The organism is Streptomyces sp. NPDC027672 (assembly GCF_055566335.1).
This window is the reverse complement of sequence record NZ_JBVHSO010000006.1, coordinates 242,959-263,538: the sequence shown is the minus strand read 5'-3', so window position 1 is coordinate 263,538 and position 20,580 is coordinate 242,959. Positions and strand designations below refer to the sequence as shown.

Here is a 20,580-nt window from a genome sequence, read left to right as displayed (position 1 = left end):
GTTGTTGTGTCCGGCGATCAGTCGCCGCGTGCCAGATCCGTGCCAGAAGGCTTGTCGGCCGTCTTCTTGACAGCCTCCGCCCGAGCCTTCCGAACGGTGGCGTCGAGGCCGGCGGCGACCTCTTCTTGCCGCTCCTCGTCGGAGTGCTGGTAGATCAACGCGGCCTTCTCGGAGGACTGCCCGGCGCGGACCATCGTGTCCTTGAGGGTGGCACCAGACCGGGTGGAGAGCGTGTGCCCGGTGTGCCGGAGATCGTAGAACCGGAAGCCCTCCGGCATGCCGACGGTCTCCCTTGCCTTACGCCACTTCCGCCCGAAGGTGCTGCGGCGGAAGGGGGCGCCCTTCTCCCCCACGAAGATCAGCCCGTCCGGCCCCGGCTCGGCGTACGACTCCAGGTGCCAGCGCAGCTCCCGGCGGAGGAACGCGGGAAGAATCACAGTCCGGGTTCCTGCCTCCGACTTGGTGTCGCCCCGGACGCGTCGTCCGTTCGTCCGCTCGGGTTCGGCAAGGCGGACCTTGATCCGCAGGTTGTCCAGGTCGATGTCGCGGCGGCGCAGGCCGGCCAGTTCTTCGGGACGCATCGGGCCGTAGGCGCCGAGGTAGACCATGAGCCGCCACCGCATCCCGACCGCTTCGGCGAGCGCGTCGACCTGGGCCACGGTGGCAATGCGCCGTTCGGCCGCCTTCTCTTTGCCTGCGCCCTTGATCCGGCACGGATTGCGCGTGATCAGCTCATCGTCCACGGCCGTCTCCATGATGGCCTTCAGGAGGCGGTACGCCTTGGCCGTCATGGTCTTGGCCCCGGTCACCCGCAGCCGCTCGGCCCGCCGCTCACGCACGAGCGGCGCCGTGATCTCGTCCAGGTCGGAGTCGGCGAAGGCGGCCAGGTACTTGTCGAGGAGGTAGCGGTACAGGTCCCGGGTGAGCGGGGCCAGTTCCCGTTCGGCCACCCACTTGTCGGCGTAGGCCCGGAAGCTCACCGCACCGGCCTCCGGGTCCCGCCACTCTCCCCGTCGGATCTCGGTCTGCTTCTCCGCGAGCCAGTCGTCCGCGTCGGCGATGGTCGCGAAGGTCTCGGGCGCCGGGCGCATCACACCGTCCGGTCCGGGATACCGCGCCTGGTAGCGGCCGGAGGGAAGCCGCCTGATCGCACCGAAACGGCGGCGCCTGCCCTTGTTGTTGGCCATCAGGCAGCCCGCCCGTAGCGCGTACGAGGGCGCCTCAGCGGTTCCACCGTACGGGCCCTGATGAACTCCTCGACCGCACTCTCCGGGATGCGCACATGCCGGCCGACCTTCACGTACCGGATGCGCCGCTCCTCGATCAGCCGCCGGGGGAAGCGAGCGGTCGTGCCGAGCAGTTCGGCGACCTGGTCCACGGACAGGTAGCGGTCGTTCATGCTGCGAGATCCCCTTCCGTGCTGGTCGCGGTTCCGCGAGAGGTGGAGAGCCAGGCTTCTGCGGTGGTCAGTCCGGTCCCGGCGAAGCGCCAGTGGGAGAGGACGAGGACGGTGTCCGGGTCGGGCAAGGGGTGGCCCGCTTCGGCCGCGCGGGCACGGGCAAGGGCCTCGTTGTGGTCGGCGCGTTCCTGACGGAGGGCGCCGAGGGTGACGGAGTAGGTGCGGGACTTGGTGGAGAAGTGGCCGCGGAAGCCGAGCATGTGGGCCCACTTGCGCAGGCGCAGCGCTTCGAGTTCGGGGAGCGCGCCGAGGTGCCAGCAGGTGAGGATCATCCGGCGGGCGTGGTCGGTGACACCGGAGCCGATCAGGTCGATGATCGGGTTGCGAATGGGACGGTCTAGGGTGCCGGCCGTCTCGGCTCCCTTGGTGGCGTACTTGGCGATGTAGGCGGCCACGGCCCGGCTGGACAACTCCGAGGTGCCCGCGAAGTCCGCCGATCGGATGGGGCGGATGTCGAGCTGGTCGCCGAAGCGGAAGGCGTAGGCGCGGCCGTCGATGACCGGGCCGGGTGTCTCGGCGAGGTGGGCGGCCGAGCGGATCGCGTCGGTGAGGAGTTCGGTCGTGGCCCAGGCGGGCGGGTCGTCCTCCGCGCCTCCCGGACCGTCGAGGCGGATGACGGCGTGAAAGTGGACGGCGCCGCGCCGCTGGTACTCGGCGACCTTGGCGTACGACACCCGGACGCAGTCACGCGACGCGGTGCGGGTGAGGCCCGCGCGGGAGGTGATCTGCTGGCGCAGGTAGGTGGTGAACCGGCCCCAGAGGGCACCGGCGTGCGCGTTCCAGAGGACGGCGGCCCGGTAGTCGTAGCGCTCCGGGTCGAGCGGCGTGCCCAGAGCGGGGTCGTCCTCGGTGTGCGTACGCCCGCAGCGGCACCGGCCGCCGGTCGGCCGGTTGTGGACCGGGCCGAAGGACGGCGCGGTGAAGGTGGCGAAGACGCGGGGGTGCCGGGCGACCGTCGGGCCGATGCCCTTGCCGCCGCTCAGGCCGGCCGTGACGAGTTGGAAGGTGTCTTTGCGGTACGTCTCCGCGCAGGTGGCACCGGGTGGCGCGACGGTTGTTGCAGCGGATGAGGAGCTGTCCGGCCGGAAGGTCGCGGTCGGTGATCTCCCGGACGATCTCACCGGTGGCCGCGTGGACGTCGAGCCGGTGACCCTCCATTCGTACGGGCCGCTCGCAGCCGCCGAGGCGCTGGATCTGCCGGGCGTAGGAGCCGAGGTCGCCGTGCCGGGCGAGGGTGGCCAGGTGACGGATGGCTCCAAGGGGAGCCGGTGGGCGCATGTGCGGGTTCCTCCTTGTGGTGCGGGTGTTGGGCCCCGCCCTGACTGTCTAGGGGGCTAGACAGTCAGGGCAGACGAAAGGAGTCGTTGGTTCAGCGGCGGGTGAGGAGAGAGCGGAGAACGACGGCGCATACGGCGACCGATGTGGCGGTCACGGTGACGGCGAGCAGCATGGAGACGAGGACGGCACCCACGACCAGGACCACGGCGGTGCCACCACCGACGAGGGCGAGCGTCGTGCCGGGCGTCAACTGGATGGTCGGACGGGACGGCACCGGATGGACGGGCGTCGGTGGCGTGGCCGGGCTGGCTGCGGTCGGCTCCACGACAGCGACGGACATGGCGACCGGGGCGGTCGGCTGCGGCATGGTGGGGATCTTCGGCCGGATCACGGGCGGTACTCCTTACGGGTCACTTGACGAGGGAGTCGATGACGGGGGCCAGCAGGCTGTCGGTCAGCAGGTAGCCGCCGAGGAGGAGCACGGCGACGAGCCACCAGGGCGGGCGGATGAGCTTGACGCCCAGGACCGCGACGCAGAGCAGGGCGAGCCAGAGCGGGACGCGCATGCGGTGATGTCCTGTCAGGCCGAGCAGCGGTGGGTGCGGGCGGCGAGTTCGGCGGCGGCGCGGGAGTCGTACTCGGCCGAGAAGTCGCAGCGGGGTGCGGTGCAGGCGGCCAGGTGGCGGTGCCTGCCGCGGTCGATGTAGGAGGCGACGTTCACGGGGCCGATACGGCGGACGTTGCGGAAGCGGCGGTTCATGGCGGTGCTCCTCTCACAGGTGGGCGGCGACGGAGGCGGTCATGGACGGGGGAAGGCCGAGCCGGGCGCGGACGGCGTCGGGGTCGGCGGGGCGGCCGGTGGTCGAGCGCTGTTCGTCGGCCAGGGCCCGGACGCGGTGGACGAGCGCGGGCGGGAGCGCGACGGCGGGACCGGGCGGCGGCGGAGCCGGGACGGCTTCCGGCTCGTCGGGGGCGGGACCGGAGGCTGGTACTGGCTGCTCGTCCGGCCCGGGAGCATCAACGGCAGCCTCAGCGGGCTGTTCGTGCGGGTCGGCAGACGGCGAGTCCGGGATTACCGGCACTTCCCGGCCGTGCGGTGCGTGGGCCAGCAGCGTGCCGCCGAAAAAGGCGACGGCGGGCCAGCCCGCGACCACCACGCGGAGCGAAGCGGGAACGTGGTCCAGGTCGAGGAGTCCGGCGGTGGCGATGTTGGCGCCGAGGGAAGCGGCAAGGGCCACCAGGAACCACAGTCGGGGAGTACCCGCCGCCTGCCCCGTTTGCTGCGACTGGCGCATCCGGCGCCAGGCGGCGACCAGCAGCAGGTCGACGCTGACGGGGTAGGCCCACGCCTTCCATCCGCCCTGTCCGGCTGCTGCGGCGAGGTCGTGCAAGTGGGAGAAGGACAGGGCCCCCGCGATGACGGCCTGGACAACGACGGCGTCCACGCGGGCCAGGTGGGCACGCATCGGCTCCGGTTCCTTCCTGTTTCGGGCATGGGAGGGGTAGGGACATGGCGCGAGGCGGTCACGCCGGCCGTAGAGGGAGGGGCTACTCGGTTACCGGGCGCGCGGTGGGCGTATCCGCGGTCGAGGAGGACGGTGCGACGGCGAGGGCGGGCCGGAAGCGGTCGAGCCGGGGCAGTTCAGGGACCAGAGCCGAGGTGTCGCGGCAGACGGCCGCCGCTTCATCGAGCGAGAGAAGAGGAGACCGGACGCGGGACCATCCGCCGGACGAGTCGCCGACGACCGCGACGCCGGGCCGGTCGGCAGGAATGGATGTGGCGGCCAGCGCTGCTTCGGGAGAGATGTCGGCCAGGGCCATGTTCGCCGACGCTTCGTCGTTGACGCGGTGGCAGACGCGGCCGGTCAGTTGGGCCCTCAGCATGGTGGCGCCCTTGCCGAGTTCCGAGCCGAAGCGCTGCCCGCAGACTTCGAGGTAGATGCCGGCCGCGCGGCCGAGCTCGGCGAGGCGGATGAGCTTGGTGACCATCGCGTCTCGCCGCTTCTCGTCATCCCTGTTCGCGGCGAGGAAGAGTTCCGCCACCTCGTCAACGACCAGCACTACCGGGACTGGCCGCACGGCGTCCGGCAGCCCCCACACGTCCGAGGTGAGAACAGCGTCCGGGTCGGCACCGCTGAGACCGATGAGCCGGAAGCGTTCCTCCATCTCTTCCAGCAGCGCGTCGAGGAGGTCGTTGGCCCGGTCCGGGTCGTCGGCCAGCGCCGACAACCGGGGTGCGAAGGGTGCCAGTTCGACACCCCATTTGCAGTCGATCCCGACGAGGACGACCCGCTGCCGGGCCAGGCCGCACAGCAGGTTGCGCAGGTAGACGGACTTCCCGGACTGCGTGGCACCGAGGATCAGTTCATGCGGCACCGTGCGGAAGTCGCGCACGTGCCAGTCGCCGTCCTCGCGCACGGCCAGCGGCAGGCGGAGCGGCTCGGCCGAAGCCTGCCGCCGGGCGGGCCGCACATCGGCGAGCACGTCCCACCCGACGAGCCGCAGTTCGAGCCAGCCGGGTTTCGTGGGGCGTACGTGGACGGCGTGGGCACCCCAGGCATGGCGCAGTCGGTCGGCGGAGGCGGTGAAGTCCTCGGGCGCCTGCCCGGTCGCCATGCGCAGCCGCATGACGAGACCGGATGCGTTGGGCCGGGGGAAGGACCGCCGGGGCGGGACGGGTGCCGCCTGCCGCCCGATCACCCGGGCCGTGGCGACCCGGACAGCGGAAGCCGGGACCGTCAGGCCGCACGCGTCCATCGTCGCCCGGTACGACAGCAGCACCCGCAGCGCGACGACCGGATATCCGAGCAGCCACCAGAACACCACCGGCATGCGACGGCGGACCACCAGCAGCGCGACCATGACGAGCAGGGCCGGCAGCAGCACCCGGGCGGCGTCAGTCATGGCGATCAACCCCGCGCTGCGACGGGGGCGTTAACCATGACCGCGTCGGCCCGGTAGGCGATGCCGTGGCGGCTACGCCCGCCGAACTCGCTCTCCCACGGCCGGGCGACCAGGCCCGACAGGATGACCGGCGCGCCCATGACCAGGCCGTCTCCGATCCCCTCTTCGGGAATGGTCACCTTGATCATGTCCGAGCCGCCAGCCGCGATGAACACCAGCTCCAGCGTCATGAGCCGCTGATTGGTCATCGGGTCCACGGCGACCTCGCCGGTCTGCCGGTCCCTGACCTTCACCTCAGGCAGCTTGGTGACGAGCAGCGTCGCGGCGGAGGTGTCTACGGGGATCACACGCACTGTCAGTACCTCACGGAGTCTTCGGGCGCCCTGAGATCGGCGCCGCCGAACAGCTTGAATAGCCCCCTAGACAGCAGCGGGGCGACCACCCCAACTGTCTAGGGGGGTTGACAGTGAGGGTAGCCGACAGCCCATCAACTGTCTAGGGGGGTATACGGCGTGGCCGCGAAACCGCGCGACAGGGCTACCGAACGGCCCAGTGAAGGACGGTCGCGTCGTCGTGAGTCTTCCCGCGCGGCCAGCGACGACCGTCGGGGTCGGTCTTCTCGGCCTCTCGCACGCGGCGGATCAGTTCATCCGGACCGGAGCAAGCGAGCGCGTCCAAGTACTGCGCCCAGTCGGCGAGTTGGAAGCGATCGACGAGCCGAGTCGCACCGTCGCTCAGAAGCGTCACGGTGGACAGCGAGTCAAGCGCCACCGTGCCGGTCAACGCGTGTTCGGCCGCCTGCGGATCGGGGCCAGCGATCCAGAAGCCGCCCGGCCGGTTGCGCAGACCGGTCAAAGCCTCCCGGTAATCGGCGAGCGCGGCGGAATGCTCGGGTGAGCCTGTGGGCAGCGCGTCGACCGGCCCGCGCAGTCGCTTGCCGACTTCGTCCAGTCGCCGGTCGGTGATGACTGTCGTACTGCCGTCCTTCTCCTCCAAGAGCAAGGAGGAATCACCCAGAACCAGGTACTCCAGCCTTTCCCCGTTGATCCGTGCGGCGACGACCGTACTGGTGGGACTGGCCCGGTACGTCAGGTCACAGCTGTCGCCGTGCAGCGAGCGGACGCGGTCGATCGAGTCGGCCAGGCACTCGGCGAGCGGCCGGGCGGGTGACGCGGAGACGGCTTGGAGCAGCAGGCCGCCTAGCGTCCCGGAGAACCAGGCGACACCGTGTGTGCACCCGGTCTCGGCACCGCCGACGCCGGCGCCGTCGAGGAGCACAGCCGCGCCGGCAGTGGCGGCGGCGAAGTCCTCGTTCTGTCGATCCGGGTCGGCGGGGAGCGTGGCGAGGTCGACCCTCACGCCGCCGTCTCCTCGTCGTGCCGGTACAGGGGGCAGAGCAGCTCCACGGACCGCGGTTCGCTGGTCTCGGGGTCGTATTCGACACCGACCAGAGTGGAGAAACGGCGGTCACCGACCTGGCCCCACACCACGTTCAGGTCATTGGCGAGGAGCTGCACGACACCGAGGGAGCCTTGCGTGTGGATGCCGGCGATCGCGAGCAGCGAGCCGTTCCCGTCCGGGCGCGGCAGCCGGCCGAGGTAGCCGACGTCGTACGGGCGGACCGGGTCACTGTCCTGTCCCGAGCGGTACACGGTGCCGGTCTGCCGGTCCACCACGGTCCAGGGGCCGTCTTCCGCACGCTCCCAGCGCAGAACCGGGTCCTGGGCGTAGGTGTCCCACATCGCCTGGGACATGCGGGGGCCGCAGACCACGACCAGGCCGTCCCGGTTCAGGTCGATCTCACCGGTCACCGGAACGTGCTCCGAGGCGACATCGAGTCCATACGACCGCGCCAGGTCTTCGAGCCTCTTGCCGGAACTGACGTCGTCCACGGCGACGACGGTCCGGCCACGTTCGTCGTCGCGCCGCAGCGGTGTGGCCACGGTGACGGCACCCCGGCCGAGGAAGGCCCCTTCCGGCGCCGGACCGGTGTGCCGGATCTGGTGAATCCGCCCGCGGCTCAGGCCGGCTTTCTCCGCGATCTGCGCGTACGACAGCCCTTGCGCGTGCAGGTCCTGCACCACTCGGCGACGGAGGCGGGCCAGCTCGGTCACCTCTTGCTGCGCATCCGCCAAGCGGGTCGTCACCTCGCGCAGGAGCAGGTACGGATCATCGATCGTCATGATCCGTTGCAGCTCGTCCGACATGACCTCACCTCCTAGCAGTAACCAGGAGTCTAGGGCCCTAGACGGAAGGGGAGGCAGCCGCCGCCCGGTACGCACGCCGATCACATAGAAGCGTGATCTCCTCCGGGGCACACCTTTCGGGCTCACACCCCACCGCCGGCGCATCGCTCGCCTGAACCCATCGGACGCGGCCCGCTCACGCGCTCGCCCGCACCAGCTCGGCCCAGACGGAACGCCCGTCAGGCAAGATCGTGTAACCCCAGTTCTTCGCAAAGGCCGCGATCAGTCGCAGCCCGCGGCCTCCCTCTTCACGACTGGTGGCATGGCACAGGTGAGGCACGCGTTCGCCACCCTGGTCGACCACTTCGATCCGCACGAGATCGTCGCCGAGGCCGACGATCACCAGGAACCAGCCACCGGCCAAGCCGCTCCGCGTGTGCCGCAGGGCGTTGGTCGCCAGCTCGCTCACGACCAGGACAGAGTCCTCCACGGGACCGCTTTCCGCGAGCAGGGAGGCGACGAAGTGACGAGCATGGGGCACCTCTTCCGGCAGGCCGGGAAAGATGCGGCACCACTTGGTGAGCATGGGAACCTCTCCGTTCGTCTAGGGGGCTAGACAGCCCGACGGCAGAGCATTCCTAGAGATGCGCAGCAATCCAGGCATCGAGAGGAATTATTCCTCTAAGGAGTGAGGGAGTCTCCCAGGTCGCGGAACTCCTTCATCACACGCAGCAGCAGCTCGCGCACCTCGGGACCGAAGATGGCAGCGCTCTCGAAGTGGGCGAAGGTCTCCTGGTAGGCGGCCACTTCAGCAGCGTCAGTGGACACGCGTTCGCTGTCGAACGTCTCGATCACGACCGCCCTCTGGTCGCACAAGGTGAAGCCGTGCCGCGGCAGCACCGGCACCGGCCGACGCCAGGGAATCACCCCGAGCTGTACCGTGCTCAGACTCTCCACCGCCAGCAGCCGGTCGAACTGCGCGAGCATCAGCGCCGGACTCCCCGGCCAGGTCCGCAACACGGCCTCGGTGACCACGAACACCGACTCCCGCCCCGGCTCGTACAACACGCTCTGCCGATCCACACGGGCAGCAACGGCCCGACCGACAGCCTCGGGCGTCGAGCGCGGGGCGCTCTGGAAGACGTGCCGGGCGTACTCCGCGCTCTGCAACATGGCCGGCAGAACAACGCACTGGAACGAGCGGACCGACTGAGCGGATCGCACCTCTTCGTCAACGGTGGTGCCCTCGGCGACGTCACCAGAGGTCGGCTCGTCGTCCTCGGCGGCAACGACGCCCGCCAGCAGCTCCCGCACCTCACGAGAGACCGACTCATCCACGCCGAGGGCGCCCAGGAGCCGGTCGAGCACGTCCCGGCTCGGCACCATGCGCCCGGTCTCGATCTTGGACACGGTCGGCTGACCTACGCCGGCCCGTTGCGCCAACACGGCACCCGTCAGACCCGACTCTCCACGAAGCACACGAAGACGCGCACCCAGCGCCTTCATCCGCTCCCGCCGCTCACTCCCCATGTCCAGGGTTCTACACCACGAGCCAGCAGGCACCGGTACGACCGGACACAGCGACCACCAACCGAGCGTGATTCAAACTTTCTCTACTGGTTCAAGGCGGCTCGCTCCGCTCCCCGCGCGCGGCCCGGCCCCCGGCCGGGCCTGCGCTCCTGTCTCCGCCCCGCTCCAGCCCGGCCGGCGCCCGTGCCGCGCGCACAAGTAGTCAGCCGCCTGATGTCAGAGAAGGGGTAGGTCGTGGCTGGGGCGGCCGGCTCCACGGCTTTAGGCAGCCACTTTGGCGCGAGCCTCGAAGATCATGGCCCCAACGTCGTGCTTTACCGGGCAGGTCCACAGACTGCCCGACGCGCCGGAAGCTTACGGGGCCATGATCACTCGCGCCAAAGCAGCTCCCGCCCAAAGCCGCTCCACCGGCTGCGAGCCAGGCACAGGGCTATCCGGTTTGACTCAAAACCACGGACGGACGCGCACTAGGCGAGACGGCCAGTCCACGTCATCATGATCAGGGGATGACTGCATCTGCTGTCAACAGCAAGGGGGGCGCTATGTACTTCAGCGAGCTTTTCGATATCGAGTACAAGTCCGAATACGACTGGTTCGACCCGATACTGGAAAACGACACCCTGCTGTTCGTTGACCCCTTCCTCATCTTCGCCGACAAGGATGAGAAGTGGCGCCAGGGATACGGCGAAATTATGGATTACTTCCAGTCCGCATTCAATATGTTGGCGCGGAGCAAACTAAACCCGCAGCATCAGTATTTCAAGCGGACTCTGACCCTGATGGAATTTCCGGAGCCGAAGGAGTTCCGGCTCGGTTTCGCAAGTAAGAACGCGGCGGGTTCAGGCTCGGGGCCAGGTCTGGCCGCCAAGGTGGTACAAGCGATGACTCAAGCGATCAACAGAGGTATAGAAGACGTTGGTCATTTCGAGGAGCTAGGAATCCTCGTGTCAGGGATAAATCGAGATCGCATATCTGACATCACCTGCAATCTGCTCAAACCTCGACTCATCGAGTACACGCAGAACGTATGCCACTCCTTCGACGTTCCCATGGAGGTCCACGAAATCAGGCATAGCAGATTTGATGAAATGCGAGCACGCTGGATGGATGACGAGCACATGGTGCCGGTGGACCCGGAAAGCGGCCGCCCAATCCTCCTCCTTCCAAAGCGTTTCCTCCGAGAACTCCCGACCCTCTCATCTGACAACTGGGGAGACTTTCTGGATTCTTCTCTTAGAGACGACCTGAATCTCAAAATCTCGGAGAACATGAGGAAGGATGAGATTGTAGCGCTCGCACGTCAAAGTCCCGAGATCGTTCGCGAGTGGATTCATTACGTGGAGGAACGGGGGTCTGAGCCCTACGACGTGGATTTGGACCCGATGCTTCATGTCAATTGGCAGCGCCTAGCCAGGCAAGCAGTCCCAGGCGCGGCCGATGCGGGTCAAACAAAAATCCAGAGCCACGAGGATCTGCTGGCCTTTGCCCACTCAGCGATTAATCATTTCAAGCACTGGGTCGAAGAGAAGGGAGGTTGGCGGGTTTTCTGGAAAGACCGTACCTCTCTTAAGCCTGTGCCGGAAACAAACATGCAGCTTCTGTTCCTCGGAGTGCTGGACCACTACTGCCAGCAGGCTGGTGTAATCCTCGACCGCGAGATCGAAACCGGCCGAGGCCCTGTGGACTTCACCTTCACATCCGCCGGCAACATACGCATCCTGCTGGAAATGAAGAAGCTGACGCATGGAGAGTTCTGGAACGGCCTGCGTACTCAGACGCCGATCTATATGCAGAGCCAGAAGACCAAGCATGCAATATTTCTGGCTGTCCGCGACTCAGTCACCCCGCCGATGAAAGAAAGATGGCGCAAACTGGACTCCGAAGCAGCGCTGGCCAGTGAGGCCACAGGCTGCACGATCGAAGTCGCACGTATCGACATAACACCACGCAGCTCAGCAAGCAACACGTAAAGTCACCGAGCGGCCGCGGAAGAAATCATCGAGAATACTGATGAATTATTCGAAGCGTACGATGGCCGTGGTCGGCCCGTTGAGGCTTGCGGAGAACCTGGCAGCATACGTCTTGTGTTGTCCTCCATAGAGCCTCAGGAAGAAGCGGTTCTGGCAAGGGTCCCGTTGCTACCGGGTCTTCGCTACACGGGCAGGGAAGCCACCGGACGAGAAGGATCTGAAGGCATTTATCCAGGCCGTGGCCGACGACGAGATCGAGGAGTAGCAGCGGCGTACTGGACCATGCGTGGATAGGAACGACTCGGAGACAGGTATCTGCGTCGCTCATCAGCACTTATGCTTGACTAGCAAGCCCCTTCCGGAACCGTTGCAGTACAGCGGCGAAGTAGGTACGTCAGGCCGTACAGCTGAGAAGCTGGCGAATCCGTGGTCGCAGATCTGGACTGCGGCGTTGCAGGCGACGGACCAGTCAGGACCGAGATTGCCACCAAGCTCGGATTTCCTCAGCATGCGCCTTCTCAACGACCGCAGCCCAGTCCACCGGCCACGAGTCGACGAATCCGCAGGCGTCCTCCGCCGCCAGCTCCACCCAATTATCGGGCCAGTGCCGCTCAGCATGGCCGACTACCTCGCACTCGCGGACCTCTGGTGGCGAGGCAAACCGTGCCCTCCGGAAGTCGACACCCGCCCGGAAGGAGTCGAGCCAAAACTTCGCACTCTCGGCCCGGGCGCGCTGGAAGGTGACGGATCCGTGGAAAACGGCGTGGGTGAACCAAGCGCAGTTTCGTACCGTCATATGATCGAAGTAGGCGTTCTCGCTGAACTGCGATCGCGAAAACTCGGCGTTGAAGCCGAAGTAGCTGCCCTGGAAGTAGGCGTAACCGTGGAAGGCCACCCAGCGGAACCAACTGATCGCCTCGAAGCGCGCCCTATTAAAAGAGACCTCATACCCCAGGAACACGGCTCCGACGAATCTAGCCTCTCCAATGAAGCGCGCCCCTTCGAAATGGGTTTCCCCTTCGAACTGTGCTTCGTCGAAGTCGGCGCGGCGGAACTCACAGCCGTTGAAGTACACGTCGCAGAGATATGCCCGCTTGAGGTCGACGTCCATGTCTGGCCAGAAGGCGGAGTTCGTGGCCGTCGCGTCCCCACGGCGTTTAGGTCGCAGCCGGTCCGCCAGCACCATCTGGGCCGTGCGCCTGACCTGGCCCTCGCCAGCGACACTAGTATCCGGAGGAATACGGAGGTAGTCACACAGCTCGTCGACGATGCGCTGCCGCTTCTGTGGGTACATGTCCCCAAGGTCTCCCAGCGTGCGTAGAGCGGCCATGCGTACGTGAGGCGAACCGTCGGCCAAGTGATCCACCGCCTTCTGATGCAACACCTCGAAGGGGACCGAGTGGGAATCGTGCTCGTGCCTGGGGCCCGTCGTTGGGGTGGTGGGACCAGCGACCTCGGAGCGTAGTGGTTGCAGGCTCAATTTCTGGTGCAGGCGTTCTAGTTGACCGTGCTTCTCGCGCCACCAGTCGAGTGTCACCGGGATCGAAAATCCGCCGCGCTCGTCCGCGCGTTGCGCGCAGGCCGTGACCCACTGCTTGACGACGTAGAAGTCTTGTGGCCTGGCGTGGCCCCCGTTCTCGGTCTTCGAGACGGTCGCGGCGGCGACCCCGATGGCCGTGGCTAGCTCGCGCACGGTCAGTCCGGCCTCTACACGCAGTTGGCCGAGCAGGCGGCCGAATCGTCGGACGGCCTCCTGCCAGTCCGCAGCCCCCTCGTTCACACCTTCATCCTCCATCCTCTCAGGATCCCTCCCGCCAATGCATCGATCACCAGGAAACCCGTTGCCGCCCTGTTCGGGGCGCGTTCGCGGTCGGTCCGCGATCAAACTCGCCAAGGCCGACGGTGGTCAACCTCGTACCGATGGCGACCGGATGAGGAGGAGGACGACCATGAGCAAGAGTGTCCGGGTGGTGCTGGTCCAGGTAGGCGAAGCAGTTGAGGGAATGACGGTGATCGTTGTACACGAGGGGCAAGCCAGTGCCACGGCCGCATCAGTACCGGAGCCGCGCAGCAGCGGGCGAAGGCCGGTAGCGAGCATGCTGGTCCGGGCGCTCAGTAGTTCCGCCGCCCTGGCACTGATGCACGGGGCTCAGCAGATCCGCTGGGCCGAGGTTTCGGACTGGCTGACGTCCTAGCCGGCAACGACGGGCCCTCCCGACTGGATTGGCTGAGGGCCCACTAGCTGTGACGCAGTCGAGGCCGCACCACAAGTGCACCAGATCGAGCGGGGAACAGCGGGGAATCACGGTGAAGGCCGCCCTCCCCGACGACGCCACGTCCAGGCCGTTCGCCCAGGTCAGTGGCCGTACCGGCCGCTAGAGATCGCAGCTTCCCAAGCTGAGAGCGCGAGTTCGATTCTCGTCACCCGCTCCATGACAAACCCCCAGGTCAGAGACCCGGGGGTTGTTTGTTGTCCGGGCAGTTACGCGCCGGAGCGCCCCCGCTCCACTCCATGGGATGAGTTTGGCTCTGTTATTCCGGTCTGTCGTGCCGTGGCCGGGATGGTCGTCCCATGAGTGAGACACGAGTACCGCGTGAGGCGACTCCGGCGGAGGTCCGGTCGGGCCGTGTGCCCCGGTTGCCGGGGGAAGGCCGGAACATCCCGCGCTTCCGGGCCCCCGGACGCGACGCCCGCTCCTCCCCTGGGTCAGGCAGTAGTGGGCGGGGTTTTCTTTCGGGCTCGGTATGCGGCTGCCTTGATTTTGTTGCCGCAGGACTCCATTCCGCACCACTGTCGGCGCATGCCGCGCGAGCGGTCGATGTAGGTGCGGGTGCACTCCGGGTTGCCGCACTCCTTGAGCAGGGGTACGTCCGGGCCGCTCAGGAGCTCGATGGCGTGGCGGGCCACCAGGGAGAGGGCTTCTTCCGGTGTCGCCTGTGTCCACCGCCCCGCCGGAGTGAGCTGCGGCACCGCGGGTGGTTTCCGCGCGGCGTTGTTCACCACGGTCAGCGCCGCCCCGTCGTACCGCTCGCCGAGCCGGCGGGCGGTGACCAGTTGGTATATCGCTTCCCGTACGGTGGTCGCCTGCTCGACGTCGGCCTCCTGACCGGGCGAGACCGCGTCGACAATGCGGGACTCCACGTACCAGGCGTTCAGCCTGTCCGGCGTCACGAACATCTCGAAGCGCGCCGAACGGCGTGCTCGCAGCGTCGCGACGAAATCGAGTGCCGGGTCTCCGCAGACGAAGACATGATCGAGGTTCACGTCACCATCCTGACAGGTGACTGTTCACCGGGCAAGAATCCTGATCAGAGGCCCAGATCGGCGGCCAGGCACGAGAAGGACCTCCAGGTGGCCTCGGGGTCATCGGCGTAGCGTGCCGGGTCCTTCGGCGCAGGCGGCCGCTCCTCGACCATGTCCTGCGGGCGGACCCGCTCGGGCAACGTGCCGAACCGCGCTCTGCGTGCCGCTGTGGTGCCGTCCCCGGCTTCCCGGATTTCCATGCCCGGACTCCCTTCGGTGTACGGCGGTCGGATCACCTGTCCAGTGGGTGAGTCCGAGGGGTGCGTCGTGCCGTCAGAGGCGGTCCGCGTCGACCACGGCCTGGGCGAAGGCTGCGGGTGCCTCCTGCGGGACGTTGTGGCCGGTCTCCGGCAAGGTTCGGTGCGCGTACGCGCCGACGAACCGGTCCCTGTACGCGGTGCCGTCGCCCGGAGCGGTGAAGGGGTCGCGTCCGGCGTCGAGTGTGACGGTGGGTACCCCGATCACCGGGCGCGCGGCGAGCTGCTTCTCGAGTCCGTCGTAGCCGCGCTCGCCGTCCGCGAGGCTCAGCCGCCAGCGGTAGTTGTGGATGACGACGGCCGCGTAGTCGGGGTTTTCGAAGGCCGCCGCGGTGCGCTCGAAGGTGGCGTCTTCGAATTCCCAGGACGGGGAGACCGTGTCCCAGACGAGCCTGGTCAGGTCGTGCCGCAGGGTCTTGTCCTCCAGGGCGAGCCGGCCACGCTCGGTGGCGAAGTAGTACTGGTACCACCAGGCGTGTTCGGCTTTCGGTGCCAGCGGCTTCAGGTTGGCCTCGCGATCGGTGATCAGATATCCGCCCACCGACACCAGGGCCTTGCAACGTCCGGGCCAGAGCGCGGCGATGATGTCGGCGGTGCGCGCGCCCCAGTCGAAACCGGCCAGTACGGCCTTCTCGATCTTCAGCGCGTCCATCAGGGCGACGATGTCGAGCGCGATGACCGACTGCTGGGCGTTGCGGAACGTCCGGTCGGACAGGAAACGCGTCGTGCCGTGACCGCGCAGGTACGGGACGATCACCCGGTAGCCCTCGTCGGCCAGCAGCGGAGCGACATCGGCGTAGCTGTGGATGTCGTACGGCCAGCCGTGCAGGCAGATGACGGCGGGGCCGTGGGCGGGGCCCAGTTCGGCATAGCCGACGTTCAGCAGTCCGGCCTTGATCTGCTTCAGCCGTGGGAAGGCGGGGTGCGCGCCGGGAGCGGTCGCGGGAACGGCCGGCGCGGTGGATGCGCTCGGGGTGGCGGCGGCCGTGCTGGATGCGCTCCGCGTCGTGGCCGACGCGGTGTGCAGGCCGGCCAGTGAAGCGGCGGCCGCGCCTGTGCCCACGCCCAGGACCTTGCCGAAACTGCGCCTGTCGATCATGCGCATCCTCCGTGTGCTGTTGTCACCGGCCTGCGGGCGACCGACTGTTCCACACGGGGCGTCACTGGTCAAGACGGTGACGTCTATCCTGCCTACGGCGAGGGGTTCACGCCCAAAAGGCGCGAAAGTCCTACCGAATCACCTAATGACACCCGCCCGGACGCGCACGATCACCGCTTTGACCGGTGACGGGCGACAGCGGTCTCTCAGCCGGCTCGGCGGCACCGCGGACGTACGGGCCCCGTCATCCGGCGTTGACCCGGCTCCGCAGCACAGGAGGGGCGTCCGCCGGAAGGGGGCCGTCGGTGCAGGGCGGACGCGGCGCGGTGAACAGTTCCCGGGCCCCGATGAGGGTGAGCAGTCTGTCGACCGCGGGGCTGACGGCATGGAGGGCGACGGTCTTGCCCTGTCCCAGGGCCTGCTTGCGCAGGTCCAGCAGGAAGTTGAAACCGGCGCAGTCGCAGAAGCCGACACCGCCGAGATCGAAGTCGAGGCCGGCGGACGCGCCGGCGAGTGCCTCCTGGAGACCGGGCCACAGGGCGCGGGCGGAGTCGAAATCGAGTTCACCCGTGACGGTCACCCGGGTCCGGCTACCGCACGGCGCGTACGCGGCGGTCACCAGGCTGGGCGGCGTACGGCGTTGCGTGCCGCCAGGGCCGGTGAGGCCGGGCGCCGCGGTCGTACCGCCGTGGGCAAGGCCGTGCATGGTTCGCTCCCGCGTCTGGTCGACGACGTCTACGGCCACGCCTCCCCGTACGCCCGGGGCACGTCCGCCGATACATGAAATGTAATACGTGTTTCCGGATGCGTGAAAGTGAGGTTGGGTAAACTCGCAGCATGGACGGAGTGCCCGAGACACACACTGGTTGGACCTTCCTGACGAACCACGCCCGCGTCCTCGCTGCCATCGCGGACAACCAGAACGCGCGGATCCGCGACATCGCCGCGTACTGCCGGCTCACCGAGCGTGCGGTTCAGAAGATCATCTCCGACCTCGAACGGGACGGTTACCTCTCGCACACGCGGGAGGGGCGCGGGAACACGTACCAGATCGACCCCACGAAGGTGCTCCGCCATCCCGCCGAGGCGGACCAGGGGCTGACGGTGGCCTCGCTGCTCTCCCTGCTCGTCGCGGACGAGGCGGACCGCAGCGACCAGCCCAGCCGGCAGCCCGCGACGGCCTGACCGCCGGCCAGTCCCCTCCTCCGGCGGCCCCGGCGGTGAACCCGCGGCCGGCGATCGGCCCCTGATACTCCGGGGCCGGTGCGTGGGATCGGCTCTCGCGGTGGAGAGCGCGCGGCTGCTGGAGGCCGGAGTCACGGCCGTGACGGAGCTGTGCGTCGGCGGCAAGCCGCCGCACGGCGCCGTGACCACGCGGCAGGGCGTCGAGCGGATGGCCGGCGAGGACCTCGTGCGCCGGCTCGTCGTCGAGACCGGTTTCGCCGCGTTCGACCGTCTGCGGGCCGAGCACGCCGCGTTCGTGGCCGGGGTCTTCCGCCGCGACGCGGGCACCGCCAACGGCTGCCTGCTCGCCAACGGCTACGTGGTCGTCGCCGGTGAGCACGGCCGGAAAGCGCGGCTGTCCGCGCCTCTGATCACGGTGTTCGCGGCTGACGATCCGCTCACCCCGGGCACGCCGAGCGCTGCTCCGCTTGGTGACCGTATCCCCGTACGATCATGATCATCATGGAGTCGTACATAGCCCCCACCGAAACGTCCTCGCGTGCTCCGCTGCGGGTCGCCGTCGCGCAGACCGTCGCCCGTCCGGGCGACACGCTGCACAACGCGGCCGAGGCGGCGGCGGTCATCGCCCGCGCGGCGGACGCCGGGGTCCGGGTCGTCCAGTTCCCCGAACTCTCCCTCACCGGGTACGAGCCCGGATGGCTCACGGCCCACCTGCCCGCCGGCGCGCTGTCCCTGGACGACCCCGCGCTGACCGCGGTCCGCGAGGCGTGCCGGGCCACCGGCGTGACCGCCGTCGTCGGTGCCCCGGTCCCCGCCGGTACGAAGTCGGCGATCTCGGCGATCGCCGTCGGCGGAGACGGCGGGATCCTGGCCGACTACCGCAAGAGCCGGCTCGAGGAGCCCGAGCGACGGCTGTTCGTGCCGGGCACCGAGAGCCGCACGCTGACCGTGGACGGGTGGCGGCTGGCCCTGGGCATCTGCTACGACGCGAGCTTTCCCGAGCACGCCCGGGCCGCGGCGCGCTCCGGCGCCGATGCCTATCTGTGCGGCGGCGCGTTCGTCCGGGGCGACTCCGACCACCGCCGTTCGGTGTACTTCCCGGCCCGCGCTCTGGAGAACACCTTCTACGTGCTGTTCGCCAACTTCGTCGGCCCGCAGGGACCGTGGGACTTCTGCGGCCGCAGCGCCGTGTACGGACCGGACGGGCGCACCCTGGCGGAAGCCGGTGACCGGGCGGCGGAACTGGTGGTGACCGACCTCGACGACGCGGTGCTGGCCGGGACCCGCCGCGGCCTGACCATGCTCCGGGACCTGGACCGCGCCGCCCCGCTCCCGGCGAAGGGTGCGTTCGTGGTGTGACGCCGGTGGCCGACGCGAACATCTCGATGAACGCGCGCGGGCTGCGCGCCTCGGGGAGCGCGGCCGGTTCCCGGCGTTCGGCACCGTGCCGCCGGCCCGCCTCGGTGAGGGGGCGTCGCCGCTTCAGCGCCGTGCTGTCTCCGGGTGGTACGTGGCGAGGGCCCAGATGATGAACACGTCGATGGCCATCGTGATCAGCGACCACACGGGCGCGTACGGCAGGAAGAGGAACTGGGCCAGCAGACTCAGCGAGGCGAGCACGATGCCGGCCACGCGGGCCCAGGTCGCGCGGGCGAGTATGCCTGCGCCGACGAGGGCGGCGATGATGCCGAGGATCAGCAGGATCCAGCCCCAGCCGGTGAGGTTGATCTTGTAGACGTAGTGGTCGATCCGGGCGTAGACATCGTCCGCGGCGAGCGCGGAGATGCCCTGGAGGATGGCCAGGATGCCGTTCAGCAGCAACAGCACGCCGGCGAAGACGGCGCCGCCGGCGGCCAAGGGACTGTTCCGGGTGTGACCGCCGGAGGGGGACCCGGCGTGGGGCTGTGCGGTCATGGGACGCTCCGTTCTCGACGGCGGACGCCGTGCGGGACGTACGTCCGACTGCTTCGACTATCCGTTCGGTGCACCCGTTCCGGCCACAGGCGTTAGCCCGACCGGGTGACGTGCGAACAGGCCGGGCGCGAACCCCTCGCCCGGTTCCGACCCTCGGGGCCCGCCGGGGCCGGGGGCGGGGCGGGGGTGGAATGGGTGGGGTTGGGCCGGTCGGGGATGGGTGCGGGGTGTTCGCCGGCGGGCCGGGCGCGGGGGTCGGATACAGTCGGCGAAGGAGATCTGCGGTCGATTTTTGCCGGACCGGATCTCGTAAGCGCAGGTCAGAGACGTGCCGCGGGTGCCGCCGTGGCGATCTGTGCCCACGGCCACAGCAAGCGGGCCGCAGATAGGCTCATACTGAACCATGACAAAGCCTGCTGCACCGAAGCGTCACTTGGCCACCAGCCCCTTCAAGGCCCCGGTCGCACCGGCGCCCAAGCACTTCGCCGTGGGCGACCAGGTGAACCATGACGTGTACGGCCTCGGCCGGGTCGTCGGCATCGAGGACGGAATCGCGGCTCTCGTGGATTTCGGCTCGGCGCAGATGCGGATCCTGAGCCCGTACAACAAGATGACCAAGCTGTAGGACCGCCGTACCCGGTCACGGCACACCCCCCAGCCCCTCCGGGGGGACCGCCTCGTCGGGCCCGGTTCACTCTCGTCCGGCCCGGTGCACCCTCGCCCAGGCGAGATCGTGTGCCGGGCCTTTTTCGTGCCCGCGCGCCCGTGAACCCTGGTTTCGGTTTCCTGCCGGGCGCGCGTGCACACCGGCTCCGGCGGCGTCATGGGCGCGTGGGGGCGCCGCCGGACTCGCCCGAAACGCCCTGTGGGCTTCGTCTCCTTGCCGGGTTTCGGCGGGCTTGTCCCCCGTCGCGGCCGGCGCGGGCGGCAGCGGGGCCGTACGGGGCGTCGCAGGAGGTCACAGCGCCGCGCGGGCACACTCCGGTACGGCAATACCGCGCCCCCGGGAACCAATATCTGTGGTCGCCGTGTAAGAAATCGATACGGCGCTCCGTCCATATTCCTGCGAGCCCGAGCGGCGCCGAATTAGTTGCCGTGCGGGGCCGGTGCCGGCGTGCTAGTGTCGTCATCAGTTGCAGGTGTGGTTGCCAGAAGGTTTTTCCGACGGCAGATCATCACGGCGACACGGAATACACACAGGGTGTTTTCCTGGCACCGTCTCCGAAGGAGAAACAAAATGGCTACTGGTACCGTGAAGTGGTTCAACGCGGAAAAGGGCTTCGGCTTCATCGAGCAGGACGGCGGCGGCCCCGACGTCTTCGCCCACTACTCGAACATCGCCGCCCAGGGCTTCCGTGAGCTGCTGGAAGGCCAGAAGGTGAAGTTCGACATCGCGCAGGGCCAGAAGGGCCCGACGGCCGAGAACATCGTTCCCGCCTGACGCACCGGCACTGACGCATTCTTCGCAGCTGGGGCCCGCACCTTGGGGTGCGG

25 protein-coding genes and 1 pseudogene are annotated in these 20,580 nt (G+C 68.3%); 7 read left to right on the top strand and 19 right to left on the bottom strand.

What is annotated here, in order from left to right; genetic code table 11:
- Nucleotides 1-17 precede the first annotated feature (17 nt).
- The 13 genes and pseudogenes from ACZ4SV_RS17040 to ACZ4SV_RS16980 all read right to left on the bottom strand — a co-directional run bounded on the left by ACZ4SV_RS17040 (nucleotide 18) and on the right by ACZ4SV_RS16980 (nucleotide 9,357).
- Entirely contained in the window at nucleotides 18-1,187 is a 1,170-nt protein-coding gene (locus ACZ4SV_RS17040) for a tyrosine-type recombinase/integrase (RefSeq protein WP_468005111.1), read from the bottom strand.
- A complete protein-coding gene (locus ACZ4SV_RS17035; protein WP_181797371.1) occupies nucleotides 1,187-1,399 on the bottom strand; it encodes an excisionase family DNA-binding protein in 213 nt (70 codons plus the stop codon). Before ACZ4SV_RS17035 ends, ACZ4SV_RS17040 begins: the two co-directional genes overlap by 1 nt.
- A pseudogene (locus ACZ4SV_RS17030) lies at nucleotides 1,396-2,737 on the bottom strand (replication initiator). The gene ACZ4SV_RS17035 and the pseudogene ACZ4SV_RS17030 overlap by 4 nt, the downstream one beginning before the upstream one ends.
- A gap of 91 nt (nucleotides 2,738-2,828) precedes the next feature.
- A complete protein-coding gene (locus ACZ4SV_RS17025) occupies nucleotides 2,829-3,128 on the bottom strand; it encodes a SpdD-like protein (protein ID WP_468005109.1) in 300 nt (99 codons plus the stop codon).
- 19 nt (nucleotides 3,129-3,147) lie between these two features.
- Complete coding sequence (locus ACZ4SV_RS17020) at nucleotides 3,148-3,303, bottom strand: hypothetical protein (protein ID WP_365946786.1); 156 nt, start codon at nucleotides 3,301-3,303, stop codon at nucleotides 3,148-3,150.
- A gap of 14 nt (nucleotides 3,304-3,317) precedes the next feature.
- Entirely contained in the window at nucleotides 3,318-3,497 is a 180-nt protein-coding gene (locus tag ACZ4SV_RS17015; RefSeq protein ID WP_030734401.1) for a mobile element transfer protein, read from the bottom strand.
- A 13-nt stretch (nucleotides 3,498-3,510) separates the two neighbouring features.
- The gene (locus tag ACZ4SV_RS17010; RefSeq protein ID WP_468005106.1) at nucleotides 3,511-4,203 is read right to left on the bottom strand and encodes a DUF2637 domain-containing protein; all 693 of its coding nucleotides are present in this window, start codon (nucleotides 4,201-4,203) and stop codon (nucleotides 3,511-3,513) included.
- Between the two features lie 82 nt (nucleotides 4,204-4,285).
- On the bottom strand, nucleotides 4,286-5,641 hold the full coding sequence (locus tag ACZ4SV_RS17005; RefSeq protein WP_468005104.1) for an FtsK/SpoIIIE domain-containing protein: 1,356 nt from the start codon (nucleotides 5,639-5,641) through the stop codon (nucleotides 4,286-4,288).
- 5 nt (nucleotides 5,642-5,646) lie between these two features.
- Nucleotides 5,647-5,994, bottom strand: coding sequence for an SCO3933 family regulatory protein (locus ACZ4SV_RS17000; protein ID WP_468005102.1), 348 nt, complete (start codon nucleotides 5,992-5,994; stop codon nucleotides 5,647-5,649).
- 184 nt (nucleotides 5,995-6,178) lie between these two features.
- Nucleotides 6,179-7,000 (bottom strand): integrase, encoded by an 822-nt coding sequence (locus ACZ4SV_RS16995; protein ID WP_468005100.1) that lies wholly within the window; start codon nucleotides 6,998-7,000, stop codon nucleotides 6,179-6,181.
- Nucleotides 6,997-7,848, bottom strand: a complete 852-nt coding sequence (locus tag ACZ4SV_RS16990; RefSeq protein ID WP_468005098.1) for a sigma factor-like helix-turn-helix DNA-binding protein — start codon at nucleotides 7,846-7,848, stop codon at nucleotides 6,997-6,999. Before ACZ4SV_RS16990 ends, ACZ4SV_RS16995 begins: the two co-directional genes overlap by 4 nt.
- Before the next feature lie 175 nt (nucleotides 7,849-8,023).
- The gene (locus ACZ4SV_RS16985; RefSeq protein WP_468005096.1) at nucleotides 8,024-8,413 is read right to left on the bottom strand and encodes an ATP-binding protein; all 390 of its coding nucleotides are present in this window, start codon (nucleotides 8,411-8,413) and stop codon (nucleotides 8,024-8,026) included.
- A 95-nt stretch (nucleotides 8,414-8,508) separates the two neighbouring features.
- The gene (locus tag ACZ4SV_RS16980; RefSeq protein ID WP_468005094.1) at nucleotides 8,509-9,357 is read right to left on the bottom strand and encodes a helix-turn-helix domain-containing protein; all 849 of its coding nucleotides are present in this window, start codon (nucleotides 9,355-9,357) and stop codon (nucleotides 8,509-8,511) included.
- Between the two features lie 506 nt (nucleotides 9,358-9,863).
- Between ACZ4SV_RS16980 and ACZ4SV_RS16975 the strand changes: the two genes are divergently transcribed.
- The gene (locus tag ACZ4SV_RS16975; RefSeq protein ID WP_468005092.1) at nucleotides 9,864-11,327 is read left to right on the top strand and encodes a hypothetical protein; all 1,464 of its coding nucleotides are present in this window, start codon (nucleotides 9,864-9,866) and stop codon (nucleotides 11,325-11,327) included.
- A gap of 469 nt (nucleotides 11,328-11,796) precedes the next feature.
- On the opposite strand, the gene ACZ4SV_RS16970 is transcribed toward ACZ4SV_RS16975, so the two are convergent.
- Nucleotides 11,797-13,122: a pentapeptide repeat-containing protein gene (locus ACZ4SV_RS16970; RefSeq protein ID WP_468005090.1), complete on the bottom strand. Its 1,326-nt coding sequence runs from the start codon at nucleotides 13,120-13,122 to the stop codon at nucleotides 11,797-11,799.
- A gap of 154 nt (nucleotides 13,123-13,276) precedes the next feature.
- On the opposite strand from ACZ4SV_RS16970, the gene ACZ4SV_RS16965 reads away from it, so the two are divergent.
- Nucleotides 13,277-13,522 carry a hypothetical protein gene (locus ACZ4SV_RS16965; protein ID WP_468005088.1) on the top strand — a complete coding sequence of 82 codons (246 nt, stop codon included), beginning with the start codon at nucleotides 13,277-13,279 and terminating at the stop codon, nucleotides 13,520-13,522.
- A gap of 512 nt (nucleotides 13,523-14,034) precedes the next feature.
- Here the strand turns inward: ACZ4SV_RS16965 and ACZ4SV_RS16960 are convergent.
- The 4 genes from ACZ4SV_RS16960 to ACZ4SV_RS16945 all read right to left on the bottom strand — a co-directional run bounded on the left by ACZ4SV_RS16960 (nucleotide 14,035) and on the right by ACZ4SV_RS16945 (nucleotide 16,693).
- Nucleotides 14,035-14,592 carry a CGNR zinc finger domain-containing protein gene (locus ACZ4SV_RS16960; protein WP_468005086.1) on the bottom strand — a complete coding sequence of 186 codons (558 nt, stop codon included), beginning with the start codon at nucleotides 14,590-14,592 and terminating at the stop codon, nucleotides 14,035-14,037.
- 44 nt (nucleotides 14,593-14,636) lie between these two features.
- Nucleotides 14,637-14,831, bottom strand: coding sequence for a hypothetical protein (locus tag ACZ4SV_RS16955; protein ID WP_468005084.1), 195 nt, complete (start codon nucleotides 14,829-14,831; stop codon nucleotides 14,637-14,639).
- A gap of 73 nt (nucleotides 14,832-14,904) precedes the next feature.
- Nucleotides 14,905-15,987, bottom strand: a complete 1,083-nt coding sequence (locus ACZ4SV_RS16950; RefSeq protein ID WP_468005082.1) for an alpha/beta fold hydrolase — start codon at nucleotides 15,985-15,987, stop codon at nucleotides 14,905-14,907.
- 244 nt (nucleotides 15,988-16,231) lie between these two features.
- A complete protein-coding gene (locus ACZ4SV_RS16945; RefSeq protein WP_468005080.1) occupies nucleotides 16,232-16,693 on the bottom strand; it encodes an STAS domain-containing protein in 462 nt (153 codons plus the stop codon).
- Between the two features lie 131 nt (nucleotides 16,694-16,824).
- On the opposite strand from ACZ4SV_RS16945, the gene ACZ4SV_RS16940 reads away from it, so the two are divergent.
- The 3 genes from ACZ4SV_RS16940 to ACZ4SV_RS16930 all read left to right on the top strand — a co-directional run bounded on the left by ACZ4SV_RS16940 (nucleotide 16,825) and on the right by ACZ4SV_RS16930 (nucleotide 18,531).
- Nucleotides 16,825-17,172, top strand: coding sequence for a helix-turn-helix transcriptional regulator (locus tag ACZ4SV_RS16940; protein ID WP_365882612.1), 348 nt, complete (start codon nucleotides 16,825-16,827; stop codon nucleotides 17,170-17,172).
- A gap of 82 nt (nucleotides 17,173-17,254) precedes the next feature.
- Nucleotides 17,255-17,668 (top strand): hypothetical protein, encoded by a 414-nt coding sequence (locus ACZ4SV_RS16935; protein WP_468005077.1) that lies wholly within the window; start codon nucleotides 17,255-17,257, stop codon nucleotides 17,666-17,668.
- A gap of 5 nt (nucleotides 17,669-17,673) precedes the next feature.
- The gene (locus ACZ4SV_RS16930; RefSeq protein WP_468005075.1) at nucleotides 17,674-18,531 is read left to right on the top strand and encodes a carbon-nitrogen hydrolase family protein; all 858 of its coding nucleotides are present in this window, start codon (nucleotides 17,674-17,676) and stop codon (nucleotides 18,529-18,531) included.
- Nucleotides 18,532-18,654: 123 nt separating this feature from the next.
- Here the strand turns inward: ACZ4SV_RS16930 and ACZ4SV_RS16925 are convergent, their stop codons facing one another.
- Nucleotides 18,655-19,086 carry a DUF7144 family membrane protein gene (locus ACZ4SV_RS16925; RefSeq protein WP_468005073.1) on the bottom strand — a complete coding sequence of 144 codons (432 nt, stop codon included), beginning with the start codon at nucleotides 19,084-19,086 and terminating at the stop codon, nucleotides 18,655-18,657.
- Nucleotides 19,087-19,489: 403 nt separating this feature from the next.
- On the opposite strand from ACZ4SV_RS16925, the gene ACZ4SV_RS16920 reads away from it, so the two are divergent.
- Together ACZ4SV_RS16920 and ACZ4SV_RS16915 are read left to right on the top strand one after the other, a co-directional pair.
- Nucleotides 19,490-19,711 (top strand): hypothetical protein, encoded by a 222-nt coding sequence (locus tag ACZ4SV_RS16920; RefSeq protein ID WP_365883974.1) that lies wholly within the window; start codon nucleotides 19,490-19,492, stop codon nucleotides 19,709-19,711.
- Between the two features lie 612 nt (nucleotides 19,712-20,323).
- Entirely contained in the window at nucleotides 20,324-20,527 is a 204-nt protein-coding gene (locus ACZ4SV_RS16915) for a cold-shock protein (RefSeq protein WP_058943069.1), read from the top strand.
- Nucleotides 20,528-20,580 lie beyond the last annotated feature (53 nt).